Raw genomic sequence first — 26,227 nt, forward strand, 5'->3', positions numbered from 1 at the left:
GCCGCCGGCTGCAGCCCGCACCATCATCAGGAACGCCCTATGGGACAACAATTCAAAGGTCTGGCTGAACGCCATATCAGGTTTATCGAGCAGCAGAAACTGTTCTTCGTCGGCACCGCCACCGATGCCAGCCGCGTCAATATTTCCCCCAAGGGTATGGACTCCCTGCGGGTGCTGGGTGCCAACCGGGTCGCCTGGCTCAACGTCACCGGCAGCGGCAACGAAACTGCCGCCCACCTGCAAAGCCACCCACGCATGACCCTGATGTTCTGTGCCTTTGAAGGCCCACCGATGATTCTGCGCCTGTACGGTCAGGCTCGCGCCATTCACCTGCAGGACCCGCAGTGGCCACTGCTGGAGCCGCTGTTTCCGGCCCTGCCCGGTGCCCGGCAGATCTTCGATATGGAGATCGATATGGTGCAGAGTTCCTGCGGTATGTCGGTGCCTTTCTACGATTACGTCGGGGAACGTGAGCAGCTGAATCAGTGGGCGGAAAAGAAAGGCCCGGACGGCATCCGCAAGTACTGGCATGAGCGCAATCAGCAGAGTATCGATGGCATTGCCACCGGCATCGCTGACAAGAACGGCTGACGACCCCCCGGGCAACCTGGCGCTTTTCTTGCGTGGAATCGGGTATTAATCAGCACTGTATCGGCCCTCGGCGTCACAACGACGCCTGAAGAGAACAGACAGCTGTCACCCTTGTCCTGCATTCTGAACTATCGAAGCTGTTGTTTATCGGAGAGAGATAATGCCTGTTCCGTTGCCCTACGCCCGCCCCGCTGCCCTGCTCGCTCTGCTGGTGTCTTCAACCCTGCTGGGCGGCTGCCTGTTGCAGCAGAACAAGCCGCAGTGGGCGATGGCCAGCGCCAAAAATGAACAGCAGCAGACCACCCTGACCTTCCGCTACCTGAAAAGCCTGCCACCTAACTTTGCTACCGCGACACAGCCGGTCAAAATCACTATCGACTGGAAGTACCAGAGCGCAAACGGCATGCCCGACACGGCCACCAGCACCCGTATGAGTGAAATGGAAAAGCTGCTGGAACCCCGTGTGAACAGCTGGGGCTTTGCCACCCTGGCACTGGTTTCCACCGGGCAGGGTGATAAACAGTGGATCTACTATGCCAAATCAGAAGAAGGCTTCTTCAGCCGTATGAATCAGGCACTGGCCGGCCTTCCCAGGCTGCCGCTGGAGATACAGGCGGAGCAGGAGCCAGACTGGGACAGCTACAAGGACTTTATCAGCGGCCTGCATAAATAAGGGGCGCGGTGCCTGGGAAGGCATCGCAGCACTCTGATCGTTATACCGACCCAAGGATTTCCCATGTGGTATCAGTACACCCTGCGCCTGAAGGCCAGAGCACGCGGCTTTCATCTGGTGACCGACGACATCGTGGCGCAGCTGCCCGCCCTGCGCAGCCTCAACATCGGCCTCTGCCATCTGTTTATCCAGCACACCAGCGCCAGTCTGGCACTGAACGAGAACGCCGACCCGACGGTGCGGCTGGACATGGAAGAACACTTCAATCGCTACGTGCCTGAGCGTGCGCCCTATTACCAGCACGATTATGAGGGTGACGATGATATGCCGGCGCACATCAAGAATGTGCTGATCGGCTCCAGCCTGACCGTGCCCATCAGTGCGGGGCGGCTCAATCTGGGCACCTGGCAGGGCATCTATCTGTGTGAACACCGCGATCAGGGCGGTAGCCGCCGCATTGTCGTCACCCTGAATGGCGAGTGAGGAGCTGTTGTGATGCTATTGCCTTTCCCAATTCGTCTCTTGTGCTCAACAGTTCAGTTATATAATTCAGCTGTATTTTATGACGATGCAGATGGTACAGACGGACGATGAACGAGAGCGACATATACCAGTGCATCAGGCAGGTCCTGGCGGATGCCCCATGTAATCAGTACACCGCCGAACTGCATCTGCTGATGATCAAGTATGCTGACGAGCTGCAGCGCATCACTGCCAAGGAGTTTTGTGAGGGCGTAGAGCTGAGCCAGAGTTTTGACACAGATTCAGCAAAATGCGCAACCTGACTCAACGTCTGAAAGCCGCCGGGCTCGATACCGCGCGCCTTTGAAGCGCACAGCCCCGCCCCCCCCGGTAACCGCGAAATACAGCGGACCTCCGTCCAGCATGAAGACTTAACGACCCAAAAAAAGAACGCATGTTTTGGTTAGATGATGGGCGGCAGGTCTATTGCGAGAATCATGTAAAACTGCCTGGCGGCTACCGCCTGCATTTTTATGCTGACGCCGCAAATAAGCGGGTATATGTGGCGTATTTAGAGCCGCATTTAACTTTGTGACCAGAGAAGCAGCCACCATGTGCACCACAAACTCGCTCCATTACATAACCTAATAACACTCTGACCCGACAAAAATTTGGATGAGTAAAGAAGCGGATGAGCTATAACTACAGTGCCACCCTTAACCCGGAGAAAGCCCTGATCTGGCGTATTGTGCACCGTGACAATATCCCCTGGCTGCTGGATAACGGTTTGCATTGTGGCAACAGCACCGTGACTTGCCCCACATGGACTCCAATTGGCAACCCAGAGCTGATCAGCAAGCGTGCTACCCACCCTGTACCCTTCACGCCCGGTGGCTATCTGAATTGACTATGTACCGTTTTACTTCACACCATTTTCGCCCATGCTGCTTAATATCACGTCAGGGCGTGGTGTGCCTCAACGCACAAGCGACCAGATTGTGCTGCTGGTATCGTCACTGCATCGTGTTCGCGAGCTGGGCCTGAACTATCTTTTCACCGACATGCATGCCTACTACCAGTGGGCATCGTTTTACCACGACCTGGCCGACTTGCAGCGTATTGACTGGCCTATTCTGCAAGCCCGCAACTTCAGCAGGGACGTCAATGACCCTGCCAAGTTTGAGCGGTATCAGGCCGAGGCACTAATACATCGCCACTGCCCGGTGGAAGCAGTGCGGGTATGATTTGCTACGATGACAACACTCTGCAGCAGTTGAAGCAGTGGCTTGGGCAACGCCAGCTCAACCTTCCTGTTCATGCAAGACCCGATTGGTATTTCTCATGATTCGCTACACACAAGGCAACCTGCTGGAAGCCCCCGCCGAGGCACTGGTCAACACGGTCAACACGGTCAACACAGTGGGCGTTATGGGCAAAGGAATTGCGCTGATGTTCAAGGAGCGCTTCCCCCAGAACATGGACGCTTATAGCAAGGCTTGCAAAGCCGGAGAAGTCGTCACCGGCAAGATGTTTGTTACCGAAACCGGCGAACTGATGGGGCCACGCTGGATTATCAACTTCCCGACCAAGCAGCATTGGTGTGGCAAGTCACAACTAGCCTGGATTGAAGCCGGGCTGACTGACCTGCGCCACTTTATTGTCACCCATCAGGTGCGCTCCATTACCATCCCCCCCCCCTCGGCACAGGCAACGGTGGCCTGAACTGGCATGACGTCAAGCCACAGATCGAGCAGGCGCTGGGTGATCTGGATAATGTCGAAGTCATCCTCTTTGAGCCAACCCACCGCTATCAGAACGTGGCGAAAACCACTGGCGTAAAAAAGCTGACTCCCGCCCGCGCCATGGTAGCTGAGCTGGTGCGGTGCTATTGGATTCTGGGGATGGAATGCAGCCTGCTGGAGATTCAGAAGCTGGCGTGGTTCCTTGAGCGCGCCTTGACCCGGCATGGCCAGCAAAGCGTGCTAAAGCTGCAGTTTGAGGCCAACTATTACGGCCCGTATGCCCACAATCTGACCCACCTGCTCAACGTGCTGGATGGCAGCTATCTGCAAGCCGACAAACGTATCCCTGACTGCAATCCACTGGATGTGATCTGGTTCAATAATGCTGAGCAAGCCAGGGTCAGCGCTTATTTGCACAGCGATGCCAGGGACTATCTGCCTGTCCTTGAAGAGCTCAGCCAGTTGATTGATGGCTTTGAGTCACCGTTTGGAATGGAGCTGCTCTCCACAGTGGACTGGCTGCTTAGCCAGCAAGGCTGTCAGCCTGATGTGCCGTCCATCAGAATCGGGATGGCACAATGGCCCGCAGGGGAACCATGGGCAAGCAGAAAACTCGCGCTTTTTACTGATGCGCATATTGGTTATGCACTGCAACGCCTGCAGCACTTTGCCTGACGCTAACTGACACCTCTGCACCCACGCACATTACGTATTCCGGGCAATAACCATAAGCACCGCAGGCCAGCCTGAACGAGCGACACAAAACCGCCTAGTTACATTTTTCCAGGCCGCGCCGGACTACTGCTACCTTGGCAACTGGCAGGATCGGACAACAATAAAAAAATCGGTGCAGATATTCTTCGTGAATGGCTGCATGACCGTGGTGTCAAGTGCGTTGAGCTGAGCCAGACTGGCTGGCTGGCGAAATGGATACGTGAACAGGTATCCAATAGCCGGGCTCTGATTATTGATCTGGCCCCTTGATGTTTTAACCTGCCGCATACTTGACGACAGGGTCCTGGAAAAAAGCACACACCCGCTCAGGCGATTTTCCCAGCTTGCTCAAGTGGTCGTTGGCGGCACACGTAATCTGGCTTTGGTGCGTACCGGTGCGCGCATACTCACGCCTGCTTCAGGTCGGCGTTAAGCCACTCCTCCGGGCTCAGCTCCGGTCTGTACCTGGCAGATAAAACACTTCTATGTGAACCTCGCGCCCGGCCAGCCACACCTTCACCGGCTTGCTGTGATGCACACGCACATTGCCGAGGATCAGGAATACCTTACGCCTGGTGTCCTTGATCAAGGCTTCCAGTAACTCCATCAGCCGATCCGCATTAAACGCCTCGTCGATGATCATCTAGCGTGTCTTGCCCTGATTAGTCACGGTCGCCATCATCGACAGCTTCAGACGTGAACCGCCCACCGGCGTCTTGCCCGCCAGTGCATAGCTGCGGCCACGCACCTCGGTGTTGACCAGCGCTGTTTCGCCGCCCCAGTGGACTCCCCCCTTCGGATTTGGCTTGAGCCTCAATCGCCGGGTAGTGTTCCAGCCACTGACGGACGGACGCGGTTCATAGGCTTTCCTGATCGGCTTTTGCGGCGTGAAACCCCTGCGCCTGAGTAACTTGCCAGCGGCCCGTACACCCAGCTCAATGCCATATTCACGCCGAATCAAATCACTTACGGCAGCACGACTCCATAGGTAAAAATCCATTTCCAGCTGCTCAGGTCGCTTATCACACATTGTGGTCTGAAGGGCTTGCTCCTGTTCGCCGCTCAAAGGTCGCCCTTCAACTATTTTGCGTCCGCATGATTCCGCCTTTCCCGAACAGGTCAATGGTGTTGCGCACCGTTGAGTAGCTCAGGCCCGAAATGCCGACGATCTGCATAACCTGATGGTCGCGCTTATACAGGCGAACCACTTGCTTGCGACGCTCATGCAGTTGTTCCAGCATTTGTTTACGAGCATCTTCTTTATCCATGCTCTAAAGACAATCATGGTCCGGAAATATTCAAATTTCAGAGGACCGAATCAATAACAGCAATACGAAACCACGGACAGCCAGACCGGCTGCCCGCCTCGAACGTGCGTCCGCGTGACCTCACTCACTCAGGTCATAGTCGAAATACTTGGCCTGCAATTGTTTGGTGATGCCCTTCTCTTTCAGTGACTGGATGGCGGTGTTGAACATCGCTTTCAACTCCGCTTCGTTCTTGCGCATAGCCACCGCGACACCGCGACCCAGTACCGGGTAGTCACGGCCGTCATAGACCGGGCCAACAAAGCCGAACTTTTCACCACCGGGCTTTTTCAGGAAGCCTTCGTCAATCTGTACCTTGTTACCGAAGGTCAGATCGGCGCGGCCCGACTGCAAATCAAGGAAAGGCTCATCGGCTTTGACGTAGCCGCTGATATGGGCCACATCGCCAAACTGCTCACGCACAAAGTTTTCCTGTGGCGTGCCGGTCTGCACCACGATGTTCTTGCCTTTCAGCCCCTCCTTGCTGATCTCGATATTGCTGCCACTGGCGGCGACAAACTGGTTCTTCATGCGGTAGTAAACGTCGCTGAAGTCCACCGCCTTGAGGCGATCATCAGTAATGTTCATGGAGGCCATCACCGCATCAAACTTGCGGGCGTTGAGGCCGGGAATCAGCGCATCCCAGCCGGGGTTGCTGATCACGCAGGTAACCTTCATTTCTTCACACAGGGCACGGGCATAGTCCATTTCAAAACCGACCAGCGAGCCATCGGGCGCCACCGACTCGAAGGGCGGGTAGGTAGCATCGGTAGCGATGCGGATTTCCTTCCACTCCTTGGCGTGACTGGCCGACATGGCCATGGCGGCAGTCAGCGCCAGCAGGCCGGTGGCCAGTTTTTTCGATGCCTTGTTCAGTGTCGCTACGGCAGATACAGCGGTATGGCTCAACCCTTGCTGCATGGTGAATTCTCCTCTCATTACCTCAGGTAGAGGGCACCCCGGTGCCCCCGGTAGTTCAGTCGACTCACAACAATGTACGCATCAGCGCCGGATGGCTGTCGCTCTTGTGGCAACAGTCCGGGCCTGCGGCCTTCAGCGCCGATGCGGGTAACTTCATAACGCCGCCGGTCAGATCCGGCACAGCGCTCGTGCCCCGGCGCGCAGGGTATCGTCATCCTTGGCAAACGACAGGCGGATCACACCCTGATCGGTGCCATCGGAGTAGAACGCTGACATGGGAATGGTGGACACCCCCACTTCACGAATCAGCCGCTGCACGAACTGGGAATCCGGCTCATCGCTGATGGCACGGTAATCGGCCAGCATAAAGAAGCTCCCTGCCGAAGGCAGCAACTGCAGCCGTGAACCGGCCAGTTCATCTCGCAGCAGATCGCGCTTGGCCTGATAGAACCCGGCCAGCGCCAGATAGCGACTGGCATCGGCCAGATACTCCGTGAACGCCACCTGCATCGGTGTGTCAGCGGAATACATCATGAACTGGTGAATCTTGCGCAGCTCTTCGGTCAGCTCCGCCGGCGCCAGACAGAAGCCCACCCGCCAGCCGGTCACATGAAAGGTTTTGCCAAAAGAGCCAACTACCACTGCCCGCTCGGCCAGCTCAGGATAACGGGCCATGCTGCGATGGGGCTGACCATCAAAAACGATGTGCTCATAGACTTCATCCGACAGCACGACGATATCGGTGCCACGGGTCACCGCCACCAGCTCGGCAATGTCCTCATCGGCGAACACCGTGGCGGTCGGGTTGTGCGGCGTGTTGACGATGATCATGCGGGTGCGCGGGCTGATACGGGCGCGCACTTCCTGCCAGTCGACGCGGAAATCCGGCGCCCGAAGCTTGATGCCAACGGGCGTGGCGCCCTGCAGACGAACGATGGGCGCGTAGCTGTCAAACGCAGGCTCGAAGAAGATCACCTCATCACCGGCATGCACCAGAGCACTGATGGCACTGTACAGACCTTCACTGGCACTGCCGACTACGGTGATATTGCTGCGCGCATCGTAGCGGCAGCCGTACAGCTGCTCGACCTTGAGTGCCAGTGCCTCGCGCAGCGGCAGATAGCCCGGCATCGCCGAATACTGATTATGACCGGCTTCCATCGCCTGACTGACCAGCGCCCGCAGTGCCGGGTCACAGGGAAAGCTGGGCGCCCCCTGTGACAGGTTGATGGCCTGATACTGCTCGGCCAGCTGACCGATGACGGAGAAGATGGTGGCGCCTACATCCGGCAACTTGGAGGTAGATGTGATTCCTGAACGCAACATGGCATCCCCTGTTCAATCTGCTGCTACACCGCTCTGCACTCTCGCAGCAGGGTGTCGTATTGGATGCGTTTGAGTGTCGGCCCAGGCTGGCCTCCTCACAATCGAAATGATGTAATAGCAGCCATGCACTGAACGCATGGCTGAAGTGCCTCGTCATCCCGTTCGTTCCGTCCCTGAGTTGTCCGCCGGAAGCTGCCATGAGCAAACGTCTGCCCCCGCTGAAAACCCTGCATACCTTTCTGGTCACGACTGAGCACCTCAACTTCACCCGCGCTGCTGAGCAGCTGCACCTGACGCAGGGTGCGGTCAGCCGGCAGATCAGCAATCTGGAAGACTATCTTGGCTACACCCTGTTCAGCCGTCAGGCCCGCGGGCTGGCCATGACCCGTGAGGGCGAGGCCATCCTGCCAGGTCTGCAGCAGGCCTTCGAGCTGATCAGCACCACGCTGCAACCCCGGGCCAGTGCCAGTGATGCGCTGCTCAACATCAAGCTGCCGACCTGCGCCATGCGCTGGTTCATGCCGCGGCTGCAGCGCTTTCAGGAACAGTACCCCGAGCAGCAATTTGCCGTGGCCACCACCATTGACCACGGTGTGCAGTTTGATCAGGAGAATTTCGCCGCAGCCGTACTCTATTGCCGTCAGCCGCCCAAGGGCGTGGAGGCAGTGCAGCTGTTTCGCGAACACATGACGCCGGTGTGTATTCCGTCACTGATTCGCCCGGCCCAACCGCTGCAGCAGGCCACTGACCTGCTGCACTATCCGCTGCTGCACCCCTCGCGGGATCAGCATGACTGGCGCCAATGGCTGCTGCAGTTCAACGGCCCGGCCCTCAGCCCGGCACGCAGCTATCAGTTCGACACCCTCGATCTGGCCATCAACGCCGCCCTGCAGGGTATGGGAGTCACCATGGGGGATCGCACCCTGGTGGAAGAAGAACTGCAGCGCGGCACCCTGATCACGCCGTTCCCTGACAGCTGGATGGAGACAGGGTTCAGCTACTATCTGGTCTATCCGGCGCGTCATCGCAGTCAGCTGCAGCCACTGGCCAGATGGCTGGTCGACCGCTGATCCTGAACAGATGTTCAGCCTGTTATCCGCTGTAACCCGCCATGCGCTGCAAATAACTACGCGGTGACAGCCCCATGACCCGGCTAAACATACTGCTGAAACTGGTCGGGCTGCTGTAACCCACCTCCAGTGCGGTCTGGGTGACCGAATAGCCCTGCGCCAATAACTCCAGCGCCCGGATCAGCCGCAGCCGTTCCCGCAGCTGGCCGGGGCTGAGCCCGGTCTCGGTACTGAACAGCCGCGCCAGTGTGCGCTCACTGCAATGTGCCACCCGGGCCAGCTCGGCCATTTCCAGCCTGCCCTGAAGATGCTGCCAGATGTAATCGATGGCCAGCCGCAGACGGCTGTCCTGTGCCTGAGGTACATGCAGAAAGGCCCAGTCATCAGCCGTACGGATTGTCTCAACCAGCAGCGGCATAATCAGCGGCAGCAAGCCCTCAGACGCAGGCACGGCACTCTGTGTCTGCACGGTCAGGCAATCCACCGCCGCCAGCGCCAGCTCACGCATCAGCGGCGATACCGACAGCACCCGGCAGGTCTGCGGCAGCCCGGCACCACGCTGCAGATCCAGCAGCACCTTGATCAGTACCGAATTCTTGCTGTAGCGCGCCTCGTGCAGCAGATGCGGCGGCACCCACACCGCCTGTCCCGGTGGCGCCACCCACCAGCCCTCGGCACTGATGATGGTCAGTGCTCCCTTGAGCACAAAGGCCAGCTGGCCCTGAGCATGATCATGCTCGGCCACCACCTTGCCAGCCTCATGCTCGATGCGCATGGCATCGATCACAGTTCGCGGGAGGGCAGCGGAGTCTGAAGAGCGGATGCCTGCAGCATGGACATCTGAAGAAATGGAAGGCGGAGCAAACATGGCAGATTCCCGAAGCTTTTTGACTGACCTGCAAAGGCCAGCCAACAGAGTGCTGATTAAACTGGCTCAGGTCAAAAGCAACTGGCAATCAAGGACTCTGACATGGCCGATAACGCCTTCCACGTAACGTTTATCTGCGGCAGCCTGCGCAAGGGCTCCTACTCGCAGATCATTCTCGACAGCATCGCCACCCTGCTACCCGCAGACAGCAGAATCAGCAGCCTCGACATCGGTGCTTATCCCCATTACGACCAGGATATGGAAGACGCCGGTTTACCCGATGTGGTGCGCGCTGGCCGCCAGCAGATCGCCGACAGCGACGCGGTGATTGTAGTGACCCCTGAGTTCAATCACGGCATCCCCGGTGTGCTGAAAAACACCCTGGACTGGCTGTCACGCCCGGCCTTCAAGAGCAGCTTTGCCGGTAAACCAGTGTTTTTTGTCACCCATGCTCCCGGCCCGCTGGGGGGGGTTCGCACCCAGTCTCAGCTGCGCGAGACCTTTGCTTCGATGCTCTGCCTGCTGCCCCCCGTGAAGGAAGTCGCCATCTCTGCGGTGGCAGACAAACTGACGGATGGCCAGCTGACCGACAGCCGCACATTGGAGTCGCTGCAGCGCTCACTGCAGGATTTCCTGCGCGGCGCCCGCCTGCAGCCTCACTACGAATAGTCACCAGCCACGGCAGGCCTGTGCGCCAGTAGCGCGTTCTGAGCCTGACGTACCTGTACCGGTTTCACGGGAGAAAATGATGGACGTATTCTATGCCGCGCTGGCCGGACTGGCCGCAGGGCTGTTTTTCAGCTGGCTGAAGCTGCCGCTGCCTGCACCACCAACCTTAAGCGGTATCGTCGGCGCAGTCGGCGTCTTTGGCGGCAGTGTGATCTATCGCTGGCTGTTCAGCTGAACAGCCAGCGATACCTGCGCAGTACAGTACGCAGGTACGCTCACACCACCTGCTGATACTCAGCCCCCCTGACGCTCAGAAGCTGTGCTGCTCAGCGTAACCATAAGGGTGGCAGTTGTGGCGCCAGCCCGCTCACCAGTGCCTCACAGCAGTCGCTCAGGCTGCCAAAGCGCACCGCCCGCCCACTCAGCCCCGGCGCATAGTGGGCGTATTTGCCGGAGTTGGTCATCAGGGTACGAGCGTCAGGCGGGAATACCGGCTCGGAAATGGAGCACCAGCAAATATCCGGGTGCACCTTCAGCCCGGCCTGCTGCAGGGCGGCCAGCGTGCCATCCTGTTCGGCTGCCGCCAGCGTCGCCCGCCCCACGGTGACAATACCGCTGACACCTTCGGCACACTGCTGTCCGGCCATCCGCTGCGCCAGTGCCCTGCACTCATTGTGGGAGAAATGCGGGCTGCCAAAGGCCACCAGCTCCACCTTGTGATCACCGCTGTTGAACTGCTGCCAGGCCCGCAGGAAATCAGCCCGGCTCACATGCTGCTGATCGGCCTCACTGCTGACAAGGTCGGCCTCCGGCGTCACGCCCTGCACATGCAGCATCGGTGCGGCAGAGGTGGTGCCAAAGGCGCCACACAGTGCCTTCAGATCATCCTCATCGGGCGCCATCTGACTGACTCCGCAGATCACAGGAATGCGGTCCGGCGCCAGCTCCCCGGCCAGATAACCCAGCAGCGGCCAGAAGGCATCATCCCAGTCACTCATCGCTTCGACCGTAATCACCCGGCGTGCAGCACGCTGTGGCTGCAGATAAACACCGCTCAGCGGTGCCCGTCCGGTGACGGCGATACACAGATCAAGAAAGTCAGGGTGTTTGGCAGTACGCGCGCCCAGCACGCTGTTGGCATAGATCACCGCATTGGACTCAGCCCAGGCCACACGGTCACCGGCAGCAGGCTTGCTCTCCAGCAGATAGGGCGCACAGGTGAAACTGGCGCGGGCACCCATATGCACATAGGCATCGGCCAGCTGACTGGCAGGCTGGCCAAAGGCCGGATCAACGCCCTGCTGGCGCCAGTTGGCGTAATCAACAGAAATAGCATTCATGGTGGTGGGCACCCGCACTCTGGCTCCCAGCTGGTCAAAGTGCCGGGCAAAGCGCAGCAGCGCCGGGCTGGCATAGATGCAGCCATCAATGTGCACCTGAGAGATATCAATAAACTGCTGAGCGCCATCAATAGCAGCCACACTGCACAGGATGCGCATAGCCAGCTGTGCGGCTTCGCCCTGTTCGCCATCAAGCATGGCCTGATCAGCGTCAGACAGCTGCAGCTGCCCGCCAGCCACCGGCTGCAGCGCCATATGCCGCCCGCCACTAACCACTTCACCGGGCGACAGGGCCACCTGTGCCTGTGCCGAGACCCAGGCGAAAGCCTCGCTGTCGAGCTGCACCACCGGCAGGGTGGCAGCAAAAACATGGTGGGCCACCAGTGCACCGAGGGTCAGCACCCCTTCCTGCTCACGAAAGATCAGGGCAGCCGGGGCATTACCGTTCTGGATCAGCTCCAGCAGCACGCCACTGCCGGTGCAGGAGCCACGACTGGTCGGCAGCACCAGCACCTTGCCTGCCAGACTCTGGCCATGCAGCGGATGATGGGCATCAATCACCCGGCCACTGGCACCATCCACCCCACCCCAGAAACTCAGCCCTTCATCACAGGCGAGGACAGGGCCTGCAGCGTGGCCGGCAAGGATACAACGCGACATGGGGAACTCCTTGAATCGGGCAGTAGGATACCTGGGAATAATGGCATGCAATATACAAACATCACCGCCCGGTTAGTCAACCACCCATGGTGACACCCAGCGCGTCAGCGGATGCTCCACGGCGTAGCGCTGCGTACCTTTGCTCGGGATTCAGTGCTGCACCTGAACAATCGCCCATGCTCATGCGCACAAGATCTTCGACACACCCGTATACAAATTTTACCTTGAATACACAAAACCTCATGTTTACATTGTCACCACTGATTACAACAGGCTCAGGATCGTCACTGAACAGACTGAGTCGCCAAACCGCAGAGCTTTGATGATGAAAGACGAACAGAAATCCCAGGTAGTCTCGGTCCGTTTAAGTGCTGACCAGCTGGAGTTCCTTAACCAGCTGAAAAGCGAAATGGAAGAGGACATGGAAACCGAAATCTCCATGGCCACGGTGGTTCGTCGCATTCTGTCGCGCTACATCTCCAAACACACCAACAGCGCCCATCTGGAACGTCACAAGCGTTTCGAGACCCTTGAGTCACGGGTGGCCGCGCTGGAGGCGCAACTGGCGAGTCTGGCAGCCGACGGTAAATAGCATTACGTCATCTACTTTCAGCCATTACTGATGGCCGGTTCCCCCTGCTGATCTGGCAGCGGGAGCGGCAGAGGAATTCTCTTATGATCAAACGTTCTCCTCCCCGTCTGCTCAGCGTCAAACGCAGCTATGCCCTGACTCCCCACATGCAGCGCGTGGTGCTGACGGGTGAGCAGCTGCTGGACTTCCCCGTCGGTCAGGAAGGCGCCAACGTCAAGCTGCTGATCCCACAGCCCGGCCAGCAAGCCCCCAATCTGGCGGCTTTCCGCACTCAGGCGGAAGACCGCCCTATCGTTCGGACCTACACCGTTCGCCAGCACCGCCCGGAAGACAATGAACTGGACATCGATTTTGCTATCCATACCGATGCTGAAGGTCGCGGTGGCCCCGCCTGTGAATGGGCCATCAATGCCCAGCCCGGCGATATGATCGGCGTCGCCGGCCCCGGCCCGCGCAAGCTCAACAGCCTGCAGGCCGACTGGTTTCTGTTTGCCGCCGATATGACCGCCCTGCCCGCCGCCAGCGCCATTCTGGAATCGCTGGCGGACGACGCCGTCGGTTATGCCTTCTTTGAGGTAACCAGCAGCGCTGATGCACAACAACTGCGCATCCCCGCCGGTATCAAAGTGAAGTGGCTGGTGCATGCCCATCCTGAAAAGGAGAGCAGCCAGCTGCTGGAGCAGATGCAGGACTTACAGTGGCCCGCCGGAACACCGAGCATTTTTGTGGCCGGTGAAGGTAATGCGGTACGCAAGATTCGCCAGTATGTGCTGAAGGAGCGCGGCGTTGCCCGCGACAACGTCTATATCAGCCCCTACTGGAAAATCGGTCTGGTGGAAGACGAGCATCAGGTGCAGAAACGCGCCGAGATGGAAGACTGATCCGCAGTACTCGCCATCTTCATTTGTCTCTGCCTGCGCCGGTCGAGATGCCGGCAGAGTGTGCTGATGTCACCAGCCACACCTTACTGAACCGCCAGTGTGCCGGCTGACACAGGCTGCCAGCCACCGCCCAGTGCTTTGAAGGTAGCGATAGCGGCGCGGGCGGTTTCCGTCTGTGCCGTGGCTCTGGCATCGGCGACCTGTAACAGGGTCTCATCGGCATGCAGCACATCAATCAGACTGGCCACGCCGCGCTGATATGCCACAAAGGCAGATGCTCTGGCTCGGCTAAGGGACGCCTCACCGGCAACCAGCGTAGTGCTTTGCACCCCGCGATTGAGCAGCGCTGAAAATGCGTTCTCCACCTCTTCCGTGGCATGCAGCACCGCTTCACGATAAGCCGCCAGCGCCTCCGCATCCCGCCCTTTAGCCTGCTCAATCTGTGCATTGATGCGACCGAAATCAAACAGACGCCAGCGCAGACCCAGCACACCCGAGGCCTCACCCGCCCCACTGGTGAACAGATTGCCGCTGGCGATGACGGTGGCACTGCCCAGCATGCCACTCAGGGAAAAGTGCGGATAATAGCCGGCCATCGCTTCGCCAATGCGGGCATTGGCAGCGGCGAGCCGGCGCTCGGCCACCATCAGGTCAGGGCGTCGCTGCAGCAGCTCAGCCGGAGAGCCCAGCGCTGTCAGTGATGGCGTGGCAGGAATCGGTGCCGGCACGGCCAGTTCCGACCGGTAAGTGCCCGGTGGCGCACCGACGATGACGTCCATGGCATTCATCGCCACATCAAGGTTAGTCTGCAGCACCGGAATACTGGCCTGGACCTGCGCCAGCGCCCCCTCCGTCTGCCGCAGCTGGTACTCGGCAGCCAGCCCTCTGGCGTACAGCAAACCCACTTTCGCCAGCAGATCCTGCTCGGTAGCCACCTGCTTTCGGGCAATATCCAGCCGTGCCTGCAGACCACGAACGGTAATGTAGATGTCTGCCGTCTGAGCAGCGACGGCCAGCCGCGTTGCCGCAGCACCGGCACGGGAAGCCTGGTAATCCGCCAGCGCCGCTTCCCTGCCACGGCGCAGCCCACCAAACACATCCACCTCCCAGCTGGCGGTCAGATCCGTCTGATAGGCATTTCCCCATCGGTCGTATCCTGGCGTAGCATTAAGCACCTGCCCAAGCGGGGTCTCTGCTGACTGGTAGGCTCGGGCGGCAGAGCCACTCAGATCTGCCGCAGGTAACAGGGCAGCGTGGGCGGCCCCAAGTCCGGCACGGGCCTGAGCGACGCGTGCCTGCGCCTGCGCCAGATCCAGATTCTGCTCCAGAGCGAGCGATACAAAGCGCGTCAGCATGGGATCGTTGAACGTCTGCCACCAGCTGGCCAGCTCAGCCGCAGACGGGCTTCCCTCTCGCCGCTGCGCTTCCTGTGCAGCGTAATGAGTCAGAAGCGGCGCCGCGGGACGGTGATACTCCGGGCCAACCGCGCAGCCAGCGAGCACGCCGGTGCAGAGCAAAAACATAATAGAGCGACGAGGGAACATAATGATCCTTGGACTCGGGCCAGACAGTGACCATAATATGAATCGGTCACTCATTGTCAATCCATAAAGCTGAAGGTAAGCTGACCCAATGACTACTTCACCTACCCCTACGCCTCCTCAACGAGGCCCCTCGGACCACGATGTCCGGGATCAGATCGTGCAGGCCGCGACCGAATACTTTGGCCGTTACGGCTATGAAAAAACCACCGTGTCCGATCTGGCCAAAGCCATCGGTTTCTCCAAGGCCTACATCTACAAGTTTTTCGACTCCAAACAGGCCATTGGGGAGGTGATCTGCAGTAATCGCCTGCAGATGATCATGACCACAGTGGATGACGCCATACGCAGTGTGCCCACCGCACCAGAGCAGCTACGCCGCATGTTCCGTGCCCTGGTGGAAGCCGGCAGCTACCTGTTCTTTCACGACCGCAAGCTCTACGACATCGCGGCCACCTCAGCCAGCGAGGCATGGCCATCGGTGCAGGCCTATGAAAACTACCTCAAGGCACTGGTGTTACAGATTATCCGCGAGGGCCGTGAAGCCGGCGACTTTGAACGCAAAACCCCGCTCGATGAGGCCGTCAACGCCATCTATCTGGTCATGCGCCCCTACGTCAACCCACTGCTGCTGCAGCACAATCTCGACCATGCCACCGAGGCTACCGGCCACCTGTCCAGTCTCATCCTGCGCAGTCTGGCACCGTAATGACGTCATACGACCACTATCTCACATAGTGACCATTGACTAATTTGGTCACATGAAAAAGAATGGGGACACTGTTTCTTCGTGAAGAAGGGTTCCCATGCTTCAACGCCATCTTGCCTCCTGCCTTTTCTGCCTGTTGCCGCTGACGCCAGCGGCATTCGGTGATAACGCCGACCCTCGCACTGAGCCGCCACTCGTCCGCGTCACTTCGGTACAAAACGCCGCCACAGCCTCACGCTCATTCACCGGTGTCGTTGCTGCCCGGGTGCAGAGTGACCTTGGTTTTCGCGTTTCCGGCAAGGTGCTGGAGCGCCTTGTCGATACCGGCCAGTCAGTGCAACGAGGCCAGCCTCTGATGCGTATAGACCCTGTCGATCTGGGATTGCAGGCGAAAGCACAGAAAGAAGCCGTCGCGGCAGCACAGGTGCATGCCCGGCAAACCGCTGACGACGAAGCCCGCTATCGCGATCTGGTCGCCGCCGGGGCGGTGTCCGCCTCGGCCTATGGCCAGATCAAGGCGGCAGCCGACGCGGCCCGTGCCCAGCTGAAAGCAGCGGAAGCGCAGGCCAGTGTCGCCGGCAATGCCTCCAGCTATGCCGTGCTGCTGGCCGATGCGGATGGAGTGGTGGTGGCCACACACGCGGAACCCGGTCAGGTCGTCACGGCCGGGCAGCCTGTCATCCGTCTGGCACGGGCCGGGCAGCGTGAAGCCGTGGTGTATCTGCCCGAGACCCTGAGACCTGCGGTCGGCTCTTCTGCGCAGGCCACACTGTACGGTGATCCGCACAACGCCCTGCCCGCCCGGCTGCGCCTGCTGTCTGATGCGGCAGACCCGCTGACGCGCACCTATGAAGCCCGATACATCCTTGAAGGCGTGCAGGCACAGGCGCCGCTGGGTGCCACTGTCACCGTCGCCATTCCTGCCGGCAATACCTCTGCCTCCGCCGTCCAGGTGCCGATTGGCGCGCTGTTTGACGCTGGCTCCGGGCCAGGCGTCTGGGCGGTCGCGGGTGACCCGGCGACCACACAATGGCATCCGGTCACGATTCTCAGCCTGTCCGACGAGACGGCGCAGGTCGAGAGCAATCTGCCCCTCGGTGCGCAGATCGTCGCGCTTGGCGCCCATCTCCTCAGGGAGGGCGAGCAGGTCAGAATGCTGAGCGAAGGAAGCCACTCTGTCGCCGGAGGTCGTCCATGAGCAGCGGGCGCTTCAACCTCTCCGCCCTTGCGGTACGCGAGCGCGCGGTAACCCTGTTTCTGATCCTGCTGATTTCCGTCGCGGGCGTGCTGGCGTTTCTAAAGCTCGGCCGTGCTGAAGATCCGGCATTCACCATCAAGGTGATGACTATCGTCACCGCCTGGCCGGGCGCCACCGCGCAGGAGATGCAGGATCAGGTGGCAGAGAAGATTGAGAAACGCCTGCAGGAGCTGCGCTGGTATGAACGCACGGAAACCTATACCCGCCCGGGGCTGGCGTTCACTACCCTGACGCTGCTCGACAGCACACCGCCGTCAGAGGTACAGGAGCAGTTCTATCAGGCGCGTAAAAAAGTGGGGGATGAAGTCCCTGACCTGCCGCCGGGCGTACTCGGGCCTTTCGTTAACGATGAATACGCCGATGTGACGTTCGCCCTGTTTGCGCTGAAAGCCAAAGGCGAAGATCAGCGCCATCTGGTGCGTGATGCCGAGGGACTGCGCCAGCAGCTGCTGCATGTGGCGGGTGTGAAGAAGGTCAATATCATCGGTGAGCAGCCCGAACGTATCTATGTCGAGTTTTCCCACCAGCGGTTAGCCACCCTCGGCATCAGCCCGCAGACCCTGTTTTCGGCACTGGCCAGTCAGAATGCCCTGACCCCGGCCGGCGCCATCGAAACCCGCGGCCCGCAGGTGTTTGTCCGTCTGGATGGCCAGTTCGATGATCTGCAGAAGATCAGGGACACCCCTGTGGTGGCACAAGGCCGCACGCTGAAGCTATCTGACATCGCCAGCGTCAGCCGCGGCTATGAAGACCCCGCCACCTTCCTTGTCCGCAGTGGCGGTGAACCCGCCCTGCTGCTGGGCATCGTTATGCGCGACGGCTGGAACGGGCTGGATCTGGGCAAAGCACTGGACAGCGAAATCAGCGCGATCAACGCAGAATTGCCGGTCGGTATGAGCCTGACCAAGGTGACGGATCAGGCGGTCAATATCAGCGCCTCGGTCGACGAATTCATGATCAAGTTCTTCGTCGCCCTGCTGGTGGTCATGCTGGTGTGCTTTATCAGCATGGGCTGGCGGGTGGGCGTCGTGGTAGCGGCGGCCGTGCCACTCACGCTGGCCGCCGTGTTTGTGGTGATGCTGGCCACCGGCAAAAACTTTGACCGCATTACCCTCGGCTCGCTGATCCTCGCGCTCGGCCTGCTGGTGGATGATGCCATCATCGCCATCGAAATGATGGTGGTGAAAATGGAGGAAGGCTTCAGCCGCGTGGCAGCCTCCGCCTATGCCTGGAGCCATACGGCCGCCCCCATGCTGTCGGGGACGCTGGTCACCGCGGTGGGCTTTATGCCTAACGGTTTTGCCCGTTCCACCGCCGGTGAATACACCAGCAACATGTTCTGGATCGTCGGTATTGCCCTCATTGCTTCTTGGGTAGTGGCCGTTGTCTTCACCCCCTATCTCGGGGTGAAACTGCTGCCCGACTTCAAGACCATCGAAGGTGGTCATAGTGCGATTTACGATACCCGCCGTTATAACCAGTTCCGCCGCATACTGACGCAGGTGATTGCGCGAAAGTGGCTGGTAGCGGGTGCGGTGGTGTGCCTGTTTACGCTGGCAATCGTGGGAATGTCGGTGGTCAAGAAGCAGTTCTTCCCCATCTCTGACCGCCCTGAGGTAATGGTCGAGGTGCAGATGCCCTACGGCACCTCGATTACCCAGACCAGCGATGCTGCCGCCAAAGTGGAAGCCTGGCTGAGTAAGCAGCAGGAGGCGCGGATTGTGACCACTTACATCGGTCAGGGCGCCCCCCGGTTTTTCTTCGCCATGGGCCCCGAGCTGCCTGACCCGTCATTCGCCAAAATCGTGGTGCGTACCGACAGTCAGGAACAGCGCGAAGCACTGAAATTCCGCCTGCGCCAGGCCATCGCAGACGGCCTCGTCCCCGAGGCCCGGCTGCGTGCCACCCAGCTGGTGTTCGGTCCCTATTCCCCCTTCCCGGTGGCCTACCGGGTGTCCGGGCCTGATCCGCAGGTGTTGCGTCAGATTGCGGATGAGGTTGAGCAGGTCATGCGCGCCAGCCCGCAGATGCGCACCGTCAACACCGACTGGGGCGTACGCGTGCCAACGCTGCATTTCACCCTGCAGCAGGACCGCCTGCAGGCACTGGGCCTGAACTCCGAGGCGGTAGCACAGCAACTGCAGTTTTTGCTCAGCGGCATCCCCATCACTACCGTGCGTGAAGACATCCGTACCGTGCAGGTGCTGGCACGGTCCGCCGGCGGCGCCCGGCTTGATCCGGCCAGCATCGGTGACTTCACCGTGGCCGGAGCCGAGGGCCAGCGCATCCCGCTGTCGCAGATCGGCCGCGTTGAGGTACGTATGGAAGAGCCGGTGATCCGCCGGCGTGACCGCATGCCGACCATTACCGTGCGCGGTGACATCGCCGAAGGTTTACAGCCGCCCGATGTATCGACACAGATTACCGCCCTGCTTAAACCCATCGTCGCCAAGCTGCCGCGTGGCTATCAGATCATCGAGGCCGGTTCCATCGAAGAGTCCGGCAAGGCGCAGACCGCCATGCTGCCGCTGTTCCCCATCATGATTGCCATCACCCTGCTGATCATTGTGCTGCAGGTACGCTCGCTGGCGGGGATGGTCATGGTGTTTCTCACCAGCCCGCTCGGCCTGATTGGCGTGGTGCCGACGCTACTGCTGTTCAACCAGCCCTTTGGCATCAATGCGCTGGTGGGCCTGATTGCGCTGTCGGGCATTCTGATGCGCAACACGCTGATCCTGATCGGGCAGATTCGTGAAAACGAACAGGCCGGGCTCGACTCGTTTCAGGCGGTGGTCGAAGCCACGGTACAACGGGCCAGACCCGTCATCCTGACGGCGCTGGCGGCCATCCTGGCCTTTATTCCGCTGACTCATTCGGTGTTCTGGGGAACGCTGGCTTACACCCTGATTGGCGGCACGCTGGCCGGAACGGTACTGACCCTGGTCTTCCTCCCGGCCATGTACTCCATCTGGTTCAGGATCAGGCCTGCCGCCCGGCAGCCCTGATCATCGCTATGCACTTTAACTCATGCAAAAACTGACTCATTCAAAGGAATAGCCATGTCATCTTCCAAAGTTGTTGTCGTGACCGGTGTGTCCTCAGGGATTGGCCGTGCCACTGCGCAGAAGTTTGTCGAAAAGGGCTGCCGGGTATTTGGCACCGTGCGCAGCATTGCACGCACTCATGAGCTTCAGGGCGTCACCCTGATCGAGATGGATGTCCGTGACGAAGCCTCGGTCGAACGCGCTGTCCAGAGCATCATCGCGCAGGCCAGACGCATTGATGTGCTGATTAACAGTGCCGGTGTGACCCTGCTCGGGGCCACAGAAGAGACCTCGGTGGCGGAGGCTCAAACGCTGTTTGATACCAACCTGTTCGGCATCCTGCGGGTAATCAGGGCAGTGCTGCCGCAGATGCGTGAGCAGCGCAGCGGGCGCATCGTCAACGTCAGCTCAGTGCTGGGCTTTCTGCCGGCACCTTACATGGCGCTTTATTCAGCCTCCAAGCATGCGGTTGAGGGGCTGTCCGAAACCCTTGATCACGAGGTGCGCACGTTCGGCATTCGCGTTGCGCTGGTTGAGCCTTCCTTCACTAAGACCAATATGGACCTCAATGCACCGGTCACGGCCGCCACCATCAGTGACTACCAGCAGGAGCGCAGCGTGGTCACGACGGCCATTCAGGAGAATGTGCAGAAAGCCCCTAAACCCGAGGGCGTCGCCACCACCATCGTCGAGGCGGGCCTGGGTGCCTGGAAAATGCGCCATACCCCCAAAGGCGAAGCCTCTTTACTCGCTAAGTTGCGCCGTTTTATGCCAGCAGGCCCGGTCAGCAAGGGACTGAGAAAGACCTTTGGTCTGGCCTGAGCGTGTCAGCCACCGCTGTAAATCACCATCAACGGGAATGCATTTATGACTCATGCGCACCATACCGAAGCCTCCCCCGCTATAGCCTCCCCCTGGCCGGTGTTCTGGGTGGCCAGCGTGGCGGTATTTCTGGTGTCGATGGACGGCACCATGCTGTTTGCCGCCTTCAGCGCCCTGCGTGCCGGTTTTCCGCAGGCGACAGCTGCCGACCTGTCATGGGTCCTGAATGCCTACACCGTGGTCTATGCCGCACTGCTGGTCCCGGCGGGCGGGCTGGCCGACCGGCATGGACGCAAGAAGGTCTTTATCGCGGGTGTCGTGCTGTTTCTGCTCGCTTCCGTGGCCTGCGGGCTGGCAGGCACCGTGCACTGGCTGGTGGCAGCAAGGGTGCTGCAGGCTATGGGCGCGGCGTTGCTGACACCGGCGTCGCTGTCACTGGTGCTGGGCGCCTTTCCGGCTGAGCGGCGCGCCATTGCCGTCAGCCTGTGGGGCGCCGTTGGCGGTCTGGCCGCCGCCGTCGGCCCCAGTCTGGGCTCATTCGCCATTGCCGCGCTGGGCTGGCAGTGGGCGTTCTATCTCAACGTCCCGCTGGGTCTGTTCTCTGTCTGGCGTGGCATGACGCTGCTGCAGGAGTCACGGCAGTTCAGCAGCCGACGCCCGCTGGATGTGGCAGGCATGGGCCTGCTGATTATCGGGGTGGGGGCACTGGCGCTGGCGGTCGTGCAGGCCGATTCCCCTCAATGGTCGCGTCAGGCGCTGCTGGCCTCTGCCGCTACCGGCGTGCTTGGACTGGCGGGTTTTATTGCCTGGGCGCGAGTCGCTCCTGCGCCGCTGGTGGATCTGAATCTGTTCCGTCACCCCACCTATCGCTACGTAAATCTGGCCACCTTCAGCTTTGGCATTGCGTTCGCGATGATGTTCTTTGCGTTCTTTTTCTACATGAATGCAATCTGGAACTATCCCTTACCGCTGGCTGGCATTGCCATGGCACCGGGCCCGCTGATGGTCATTCCGGCCGCCGCGCTGTCCGGCCGGGCAGCCAGCCGTCATGGTCATCGCCCGCTGCTGCTCGCGGGCTGCCTGATCTATGCTGGCAGTGCGCTCTGGTTCTATCTGGTGCCCGGCGTGGAACCTGCCTACCTGACTCAATGGCTGCCGGGCATGCTGCTCAGCGGTATCGGCATCGGCATGGTTATGCCTTCGCTGTCAGGGGCGGCAGTCAGCCACTTACCCGCAGAGCACTATGCCGTCGGCGGTGCCGTCAATCAGGCAGTCCGCCAGATCGGCTCCGTCATTGGCGTCGCGCTGACGGTGCTGATACTGGGCAGTGCCAGCCTGCAACGCGCCAGCTTTGACGCCATTTATCTTTGCCATATGGGACTGGCGCTGCTCACCGCAGTGCTCTGCCTGCCGGTCAGCACCGCGCCAGCGACTATCCGCAACGCCAGTACAACGCCGCCGGATGCAGCCAGACCCATAAGCTGACCTTTGTCGCTGTTTATTGAGTGCGCGACCACCCTGACCTGCTGATGACGGAGTCTATGCCATGAGTACCCCACCCCATTCTGACTGGATAGCGCAGCACGAAGCGGCCTGTCAGCGCGCACTTGCCGGCGGCGGGAAAGCCGGTATCGCCACGCTGGAGCAGCTGGCGGGAAAAAGCGGAAGAGAGATTCTCGAAGGGATGATGGCGGGCACGCTGCCCTACCCGCCCATGAATGACACCATGAACATGACCCTGCTGGAGACTGGTGACGGCTACGCCCTGTTTCAGGGCATTCCGCTGCCCCAGCATTACAACCCGGCCGGCACGGTTCACGGTGGCTGGTTTGCCACCCTGCTGGATTCGGCTCTGGGCTGCGCCGTACAAAGTACACTGGCTCCCGCGCGAAGCTATACCACGGTGGAGCTGAGCACCCATATTGTCCGCCCGGCGTCATACCGGACGGGCCCGTTACGCGCCAGCGCCCGCGTCATCCATGATGGCCGCCGCCTGCTCACTGCCGAGGCCCGTGTGGAAGATGAAAGCGGCAGGCTGTATGCCCATGCCACGGCGATCTGCATGCCGCTGGACATGCCGCCCGTCTGACAGAGATGCACAAGGTGCAGCATCATTACAGACAGCACTCCTGCAGGGCTGGCCGGTTTCTGCCACCGGGCAGGATCACCAGCATGGTCTCCACATCGCGCCCGGCATCGTGACTCAGGCTGATTTCCAGCCCGCTGGAGAACCCCAGCAGCAGGCCGTGATCAACGCTTGTGTAGCGCTGCAGATAGCCCGCCTCCATATAGGCAGGCAAGTACTGCCGATGCGGAAAGTGCACCCCCTGTTCCCCCTGTAAGGTGCGTTCCTGCGGCGTGACGGTCTCGACCAGCCGCCAGCGGTCATCGCCATCATCAAAGAACACCTTGTAGCTGCAACCGTCATCGAAGCTCAGAAACAGACAGCTGCAGTTGTTCTGGCGTCTGCCATCCAGCCAGTATTCCCTGGCGAGAATGGACGTACAGCTTCTCATCGCCCTTCCCTCACTAAGTTCATATAGGTTTACCTGTCGCTTGCATCATCAAACTGCAATAGCAGAACGGCGACACCCCGGCGTACAGCGGTGTCACCAGAGTGATCAGGGTTTGATCAGCAAAGGTCGCGCCAACTCAATAACACGGCAGGCAGCACCGCAAGCCCTGACGGCAGAAACGACAACGCCAGCCTGATTTGCATCAGGCTGGCATCGGGCAGAGCGCGGGTAGTGCTCAGAGGATGCTGATTACAGCGAGGCCATGTCGATCACAAAGCGATACTTCACATCACCCTTGATCATGCGTTCATAGGCTTCGTTGATCTGATCCATGCGGATCATCTCCACGTCACAGGTGATGCCGTGCTCAGCGGAGAAATCCAGCACTTCCTGCGTTTCCTTCATACCGCCGATCATCGAGCCGACCAGTTTGCGGCGTTTGCCGATCAGGTGGAAGCTGTGAATGGCGGGCTCATCCAGCGGCTCCACCTGACCGACGATGATGTGGGTACCATCAACTTTCAGGCAGGCCAGATAGGGGTTGTAATCGTGCTTGGTGGGCACGGTGTCGAGCATGAAGTCGAAGCTCTCGTACGCGGCTTCCATCTGTGCCGGATCGGTGGAAACGATCACGTGATCCGCTCCCTGTTTTTTGGCCTCGGCCACTTTGCTGGCGGAACGGGTGAAGATGGTTACTTCGGCACCCAGTGCCCTGGCGTATTTGACGCCCATATGGCCCAGACCACCCATACCGATAATGCCGACCTTGTCACCGGCTTTGACACCGTAATGCTTGAGCGGGGAATAGGTAGTGATACCGGCGCAGAGAATGGGTGCTGCAGATTTGATGTCCAGCGCATCGGGGATTTTCACCACGAAGTGCTCAGTCACCACGATGGTTTTGGAGTAACCGCCGTAGGTGGGCAGGTTGTCGCTGTGCAGATGGAAGCCGTTGTAGGTCGGCGCCATGCCTTTGGCGCAGTACTGCTCCAGATCGGCCTTGCAGGAAGAACACACCCGGCAGGACTCGACCATACAGCCAACCCCCACCAGATCACCGACCTTGTATTTCTGCACATCACTGCCGACGGCACTGACGCGGCCGATAATTTCATGGCCGGGCACCATCGGGAACACCGAATTGCCCCATTCGTTACGGGCCTGATGGATGTCGGAATGGCAGACACCGCTGTAGAGAATTTCAATGGTGACATCGTCAGGCCGCGCGTCCCGACGCTCGAATGTAAAGGGTTTCAGAGGGCTTGTGGCGGACTCGGCCGCGTATCCCAGTACTTTCAACATAATCAGCACCTTACAGTCTGGTTCAGGGAGAGCGAAGCGACCTGACGGGTATCAGTCACCTCAATAACCTCCGCCCGAAGGGGATCGGGCGAGGACGCTACTATGCCGCGGGCGGTGCTGACAGCGCATGTCAGATCCTCGGGGATACTTGCCTATTTCTCCTAACCTGTCTGGAAAGACGCTGCTTTTTGTACCATTAGTAGTCAGAATCTCCGCCTACCCTGCACAACCGGACGAGGCCATCGATGACGACTGCACGCCAGCCCCTGGACAATTGCCCCTTCAACACGCCAACCGATGGCACCACCGCCGCGATAGAAACCCTGACCGCAGAGAGCGCGAATATCCCCGCCTGCCGGGAAGATCTGGTGCAACTGCTGCAACCGCTGATCCGGCAGGAAGGTTTTCAGTCCACCGCCGTCGACGGCGTGCATGTGGTCAGTTCGATCTACGGTTGTCAGCGCAATCCGATGATCTACGAGCCGGGCATTTTCATCGTCGCGCAGGGGCGCAAGATCGGTTACCTCGGCGAAAACCGCTATCACTATGACCCCGGTAACTATCTGGTGCAGACCCTGCCACTGCCGTTCGAGTGTGAAACCTTTGCCTCGCCGCAGATGCCGATGATGGGGCTGGCGGTGCTGATTGACCCGGTGATGCTGTCGGAGCTGGTAGCGCAGATGGGCTACAGCCATCACCCCGAGCAGGCGGATGTGGAGCCGATGGCCTCGGTGCCGATGAATGCCTCCATGCATCAGGCGGTGCTGCGCCTGTTACAGACCCTCAATGATCCGCTGGAAGCCAGAGTGCTGGGCAGTGCCCGGGTGCGTGAAGTGCTGTATGAAGTGCTGCGCGGCCCCTGCAGTGGGGCGTTGCTGCAGCTGTTACGCCAGCAGGGCAACTTCTCCCGCATCGTGCATGTGCTTAGCTATCTGCACCGGCACTACAACCAGCCGCTGGAAATCGAGCAGCTGGCGCGGGAGGCCAATATGAGCCTGTCGACCTTCCATCTTCACTTCAAGAACGTCACCTGCAGTTCACCGCTGCAGTACCTGAAGCGTATCCGCCTGCTCAAGGCCCGCCAGCTGATCATGCAGGGGGAGAACAACGTCAGTACCGCCGCCATGGAAGTGGGCTATGAAAGCCCGTCGCAGTTCAGCCGGGAATACAAACGCTATTTTGGCGCGGCGCCCCGCAGTGAACGGGTCGGCGCCTGAAC

Annotated in this window: 26 protein-coding genes and 1 pseudogene; 19 read left to right on the forward strand and 8 right to left on the reverse strand. The window is 59.9% G+C overall.

What is annotated here, in order from left to right; translation table 11 throughout:
• Nucleotides 1-39: 39 nt before the first annotated feature.
• The 7 genes from QCD60_RS05630 (at nucleotide 40) to QCD60_RS05660 (ending at nucleotide 4,143) form a co-directional block, all read left to right on the forward strand.
• A complete protein-coding gene (locus QCD60_RS05630; protein ID WP_279783187.1) occupies nucleotides 40-591 on the forward strand; it encodes a pyridoxamine 5'-phosphate oxidase family protein in 552 nt (183 codons plus the stop codon).
• Nucleotides 592-751: 160 nt separating this feature from the next.
• Nucleotides 752-1,264, forward strand: a complete 513-nt coding sequence (locus tag QCD60_RS05635; RefSeq protein ID WP_279783189.1) for a DUF695 domain-containing protein — start codon at nucleotides 752-754, stop codon at nucleotides 1,262-1,264.
• 63 nt (nucleotides 1,265-1,327) lie between these two features.
• Complete coding sequence (locus QCD60_RS05640) at nucleotides 1,328-1,747, forward strand: secondary thiamine-phosphate synthase enzyme YjbQ (RefSeq protein WP_279783191.1); 420 nt, start codon at nucleotides 1,328-1,330, stop codon at nucleotides 1,745-1,747.
• Between the two features lie 670 nt (nucleotides 1,748-2,417).
• The gene (locus QCD60_RS05645; protein ID WP_279783193.1) at nucleotides 2,418-2,633 is read left to right on the forward strand and encodes a DarT ssDNA thymidine ADP-ribosyltransferase family protein; all 216 of its coding nucleotides are present in this window, start codon (nucleotides 2,418-2,420) and stop codon (nucleotides 2,631-2,633) included.
• Complete coding sequence (locus tag QCD60_RS05650; RefSeq protein ID WP_279787889.1) at nucleotides 2,629-2,970, forward strand: DUF4433 domain-containing protein; 342 nt, start codon at nucleotides 2,629-2,631, stop codon at nucleotides 2,968-2,970. Before QCD60_RS05645 ends, QCD60_RS05650 begins: the two co-directional genes overlap by 5 nt.
• Before the next feature lie 97 nt (nucleotides 2,971-3,067).
• The gene (locus QCD60_RS05655; protein ID WP_279783195.1) at nucleotides 3,068-3,448 is read left to right on the forward strand and encodes a macro domain-containing protein; all 381 of its coding nucleotides are present in this window, start codon (nucleotides 3,068-3,070) and stop codon (nucleotides 3,446-3,448) included.
• Nucleotides 3,449-3,543: 95 nt separating this feature from the next.
• Entirely contained in the window at nucleotides 3,544-4,143 is a 600-nt protein-coding gene (locus QCD60_RS05660) for a hypothetical protein (RefSeq protein ID WP_279783197.1), read from the forward strand.
• Nucleotides 4,144-4,456: 313 nt separating this feature from the next.
• On the opposite strand, the pseudogene QCD60_RS05665 reads toward QCD60_RS05660, so the two are convergent.
• The 3 genes and pseudogenes from QCD60_RS05665 to QCD60_RS05675 form a co-directional block, all read right to left on the reverse strand.
• Nucleotides 4,457-5,450: pseudogene (locus tag QCD60_RS05665) on the reverse strand (IS630 family transposase).
• Nucleotides 5,451-5,570: 120 nt separating this feature from the next.
• On the reverse strand, nucleotides 5,571-6,410 hold the full coding sequence (locus tag QCD60_RS05670) for a transporter substrate-binding domain-containing protein (RefSeq protein WP_279783199.1): 840 nt from the start codon (nucleotides 6,408-6,410) through the stop codon (nucleotides 5,571-5,573).
• 168 nt (nucleotides 6,411-6,578) lie between these two features.
• On the reverse strand, nucleotides 6,579-7,736 hold the full coding sequence (locus tag QCD60_RS05675) for a methionine aminotransferase (protein ID WP_279783202.1): 1,158 nt from the start codon (nucleotides 7,734-7,736) through the stop codon (nucleotides 6,579-6,581).
• 197 nt (nucleotides 7,737-7,933) lie between these two features.
• On the opposite strand from QCD60_RS05675, the gene QCD60_RS05680 reads away from it, so the two are divergent.
• Entirely contained in the window at nucleotides 7,934-8,806 is an 873-nt protein-coding gene (locus tag QCD60_RS05680; RefSeq protein ID WP_279783204.1) for a LysR substrate-binding domain-containing protein, read from the forward strand.
• A 22-nt stretch (nucleotides 8,807-8,828) separates the two neighbouring features.
• Here QCD60_RS05680 and QCD60_RS05685 read toward each other — a convergent pair whose 3' ends face one another.
• Complete coding sequence (locus tag QCD60_RS05685; protein WP_279783206.1) at nucleotides 8,829-9,674, reverse strand: helix-turn-helix transcriptional regulator; 846 nt, start codon at nucleotides 9,672-9,674, stop codon at nucleotides 8,829-8,831.
• 102 nt (nucleotides 9,675-9,776) lie between these two features.
• Between QCD60_RS05685 and QCD60_RS05690 the strand changes: the two genes are divergently transcribed.
• Nucleotides 9,777-10,343 (forward strand): NAD(P)H-dependent oxidoreductase, encoded by a 567-nt coding sequence (locus QCD60_RS05690; RefSeq protein ID WP_279783209.1) that lies wholly within the window; start codon nucleotides 9,777-9,779, stop codon nucleotides 10,341-10,343.
• A 76-nt stretch (nucleotides 10,344-10,419) separates the two neighbouring features.
• Entirely contained in the window at nucleotides 10,420-10,578 is a 159-nt protein-coding gene (locus QCD60_RS05695) for a DUF1427 family protein (protein WP_165838438.1), read from the forward strand.
• A 91-nt stretch (nucleotides 10,579-10,669) separates the two neighbouring features.
• On the opposite strand, the gene QCD60_RS05700 is transcribed toward QCD60_RS05695, so the two are convergent.
• Nucleotides 10,670-12,343: an aconitase family protein gene (locus QCD60_RS05700; RefSeq protein WP_279783213.1), complete on the reverse strand. Its 1,674-nt coding sequence runs from the start codon at nucleotides 12,341-12,343 to the stop codon at nucleotides 10,670-10,672.
• A gap of 322 nt (nucleotides 12,344-12,665) precedes the next feature.
• Between QCD60_RS05700 and QCD60_RS05705 the strand changes: the two genes are divergently transcribed.
• Together QCD60_RS05705 and QCD60_RS05710 are read left to right on the forward strand one after the other, a co-directional pair.
• Nucleotides 12,666-12,935: a hypothetical protein gene (locus QCD60_RS05705; RefSeq protein WP_279783214.1), complete on the forward strand. Its 270-nt coding sequence runs from the start codon at nucleotides 12,666-12,668 to the stop codon at nucleotides 12,933-12,935.
• 83 nt (nucleotides 12,936-13,018) lie between these two features.
• Nucleotides 13,019-13,816 carry a siderophore-interacting protein gene (locus tag QCD60_RS05710; RefSeq protein ID WP_279783216.1) on the forward strand — a complete coding sequence of 266 codons (798 nt, stop codon included), beginning with the start codon at nucleotides 13,019-13,021 and terminating at the stop codon, nucleotides 13,814-13,816.
• An 83-nt stretch (nucleotides 13,817-13,899) separates the two neighbouring features.
• Here QCD60_RS05710 and QCD60_RS05715 read toward each other — a convergent pair whose 3' ends face one another.
• The gene (locus QCD60_RS05715; RefSeq protein ID WP_279783218.1) at nucleotides 13,900-15,360 is read right to left on the reverse strand and encodes an efflux transporter outer membrane subunit; all 1,461 of its coding nucleotides are present in this window, start codon (nucleotides 15,358-15,360) and stop codon (nucleotides 13,900-13,902) included.
• 88 nt (nucleotides 15,361-15,448) lie between these two features.
• Here QCD60_RS05715 and QCD60_RS05720 point away from each other — a divergent pair, with 88 nt between their 5' ends.
• The 6 genes from QCD60_RS05720 (at nucleotide 15,449) to QCD60_RS05745 (ending at nucleotide 23,279) form a co-directional block, all read left to right on the forward strand.
• Complete coding sequence (locus QCD60_RS05720) at nucleotides 15,449-16,066, forward strand: TetR/AcrR family transcriptional regulator (protein WP_279783220.1); 618 nt, start codon at nucleotides 15,449-15,451, stop codon at nucleotides 16,064-16,066.
• Nucleotides 16,067-16,163: 97 nt separating this feature from the next.
• A complete protein-coding gene (locus QCD60_RS05725; RefSeq protein WP_279783222.1) occupies nucleotides 16,164-17,264 on the forward strand; it encodes an efflux RND transporter periplasmic adaptor subunit in 1,101 nt (366 codons plus the stop codon).
• Nucleotides 17,261-20,329: an efflux RND transporter permease subunit gene (locus tag QCD60_RS05730; RefSeq protein WP_279783225.1), complete on the forward strand. Its 3,069-nt coding sequence runs from the start codon at nucleotides 17,261-17,263 to the stop codon at nucleotides 20,327-20,329. The genes QCD60_RS05725 and QCD60_RS05730 overlap by 4 nt, the downstream gene beginning before the upstream one ends.
• 54 nt (nucleotides 20,330-20,383) lie before the next feature.
• Nucleotides 20,384-21,190, forward strand: a complete 807-nt coding sequence (locus QCD60_RS05735) for an oxidoreductase (protein WP_279783227.1) — start codon at nucleotides 20,384-20,386, stop codon at nucleotides 21,188-21,190.
• A gap of 45 nt (nucleotides 21,191-21,235) precedes the next feature.
• Complete coding sequence (locus QCD60_RS05740) at nucleotides 21,236-22,675, forward strand: MFS transporter (RefSeq protein ID WP_279783229.1); 1,440 nt, start codon at nucleotides 21,236-21,238, stop codon at nucleotides 22,673-22,675.
• A gap of 61 nt (nucleotides 22,676-22,736) precedes the next feature.
• Nucleotides 22,737-23,279 carry a PaaI family thioesterase gene (locus QCD60_RS05745; RefSeq protein WP_279783231.1) on the forward strand — a complete coding sequence of 181 codons (543 nt, stop codon included), beginning with the start codon at nucleotides 22,737-22,739 and terminating at the stop codon, nucleotides 23,277-23,279.
• A gap of 25 nt (nucleotides 23,280-23,304) precedes the next feature.
• Here QCD60_RS05745 and QCD60_RS05750 read toward each other — a convergent pair whose 3' ends face one another.
• Nucleotides 23,305-23,706, reverse strand: a complete 402-nt coding sequence (locus QCD60_RS05750; RefSeq protein ID WP_279783234.1) for a hypothetical protein — start codon at nucleotides 23,704-23,706, stop codon at nucleotides 23,305-23,307.
• Between the two features lie 249 nt (nucleotides 23,707-23,955).
• Nucleotides 23,956-25,008 (reverse strand): NAD(P)-dependent alcohol dehydrogenase, encoded by a 1,053-nt coding sequence (locus QCD60_RS05755; RefSeq protein WP_279783236.1) that lies wholly within the window; start codon nucleotides 25,006-25,008, stop codon nucleotides 23,956-23,958.
• A gap of 245 nt (nucleotides 25,009-25,253) precedes the next feature.
• Here QCD60_RS05755 and QCD60_RS05760 point away from each other — a divergent pair, with 245 nt between their 5' ends.
• On the forward strand, nucleotides 25,254-26,225 hold the full coding sequence (locus QCD60_RS05760; protein WP_279783238.1) for an AraC family transcriptional regulator: 972 nt from the start codon (nucleotides 25,254-25,256) through the stop codon (nucleotides 26,223-26,225).
• Nucleotides 26,226-26,227: the final 2 nt, after the last annotated feature.

Origin of the sequence: Pokkaliibacter sp. MBI-7 (assembly GCF_029846635.1) — a bacterium.
Lineage (GTDB): Bacteria > Pseudomonadota > Gammaproteobacteria > Pseudomonadales > Balneatricaceae > Pokkaliibacter.

Excerpts from the sequence above, each read along its gene's own strand:
- QCD60_RS05630 (WP_279783187.1), top strand. The coding sequence starts at position 40 with ATGGGACAACAATTCAAAGGTCTGGCTGAACGCCATATCAGGTTTATC.
- QCD60_RS05635 (WP_279783189.1), top strand. The coding sequence starts at position 752 with ATGCCTGTTCCGTTGCCCTACGCCCGCCCCGCTGCCCTGCTCGCTCTG.
- QCD60_RS05640 (WP_279783191.1), top strand. The coding sequence starts at position 1,328 with ATGTGGTATCAGTACACCCTGCGCCTGAAGGCCAGAGCACGCGGCTTT.
- QCD60_RS05645 (WP_279783193.1), top strand. The coding sequence starts at position 2,418 with ATGAGCTATAACTACAGTGCCACCCTTAACCCGGAGAAAGCCCTGATC.
- QCD60_RS05655 (WP_279783195.1), top strand. The coding sequence starts at position 3,068 with ATGATTCGCTACACACAAGGCAACCTGCTGGAAGCCCCCGCCGAGGCA.
- QCD60_RS05670 (WP_279783199.1), bottom strand. The coding sequence starts at position 6,410 with ATGCAGCAAGGGTTGAGCCATACCGCTGTATCTGCCGTAGCGACACTG.
- QCD60_RS05675 (WP_279783202.1), bottom strand. The coding sequence starts at position 7,736 with ATGTTGCGTTCAGGAATCACATCTACCTCCAAGTTGCCGGATGTAGGC.
- QCD60_RS05680 (WP_279783204.1), top strand. The coding sequence starts at position 7,934 with ATGAGCAAACGTCTGCCCCCGCTGAAAACCCTGCATACCTTTCTGGTC.
- QCD60_RS05685 (WP_279783206.1), bottom strand. The coding sequence starts at position 9,674 with ATGTTTGCTCCGCCTTCCATTTCTTCAGATGTCCATGCTGCAGGCATC.
- QCD60_RS05690 (WP_279783209.1), top strand. The coding sequence starts at position 9,777 with ATGGCCGATAACGCCTTCCACGTAACGTTTATCTGCGGCAGCCTGCGC.
- QCD60_RS05695 (WP_165838438.1), top strand. The coding sequence starts at position 10,420 with ATGATGGACGTATTCTATGCCGCGCTGGCCGGACTGGCCGCAGGGCTG.
- QCD60_RS05700 (WP_279783213.1), bottom strand. The coding sequence starts at position 12,343 with ATGTCGCGTTGTATCCTTGCCGGCCACGCTGCAGGCCCTGTCCTCGCC.
- QCD60_RS05705 (WP_279783214.1), top strand. The coding sequence starts at position 12,666 with ATGATGAAAGACGAACAGAAATCCCAGGTAGTCTCGGTCCGTTTAAGT.
- QCD60_RS05710 (WP_279783216.1), top strand. The coding sequence starts at position 13,019 with ATGATCAAACGTTCTCCTCCCCGTCTGCTCAGCGTCAAACGCAGCTAT.
- QCD60_RS05715 (WP_279783218.1), bottom strand. The coding sequence starts at position 15,360 with ATGTTCCCTCGTCGCTCTATTATGTTTTTGCTCTGCACCGGCGTGCTC.
- QCD60_RS05720 (WP_279783220.1), top strand. The coding sequence starts at position 15,449 with ATGACTACTTCACCTACCCCTACGCCTCCTCAACGAGGCCCCTCGGAC.
- QCD60_RS05725 (WP_279783222.1), top strand. The coding sequence starts at position 16,164 with ATGCTTCAACGCCATCTTGCCTCCTGCCTTTTCTGCCTGTTGCCGCTG.
- QCD60_RS05730 (WP_279783225.1), top strand. The coding sequence starts at position 17,261 with ATGAGCAGCGGGCGCTTCAACCTCTCCGCCCTTGCGGTACGCGAGCGC.
- QCD60_RS05735 (WP_279783227.1), top strand. The coding sequence starts at position 20,384 with ATGTCATCTTCCAAAGTTGTTGTCGTGACCGGTGTGTCCTCAGGGATT.
- QCD60_RS05740 (WP_279783229.1), top strand. The coding sequence starts at position 21,236 with ATGACTCATGCGCACCATACCGAAGCCTCCCCCGCTATAGCCTCCCCC.
- QCD60_RS05745 (WP_279783231.1), top strand. The coding sequence starts at position 22,737 with ATGAGTACCCCACCCCATTCTGACTGGATAGCGCAGCACGAAGCGGCC.
- QCD60_RS05750 (WP_279783234.1), bottom strand. The coding sequence starts at position 23,706 with ATGAGAAGCTGTACGTCCATTCTCGCCAGGGAATACTGGCTGGATGGC.
- QCD60_RS05755 (WP_279783236.1), bottom strand. The coding sequence starts at position 25,008 with ATGTTGAAAGTACTGGGATACGCGGCCGAGTCCGCCACAAGCCCTCTG.
- QCD60_RS05760 (WP_279783238.1), top strand. The coding sequence starts at position 25,254 with ATGACGACTGCACGCCAGCCCCTGGACAATTGCCCCTTCAACACGCCA.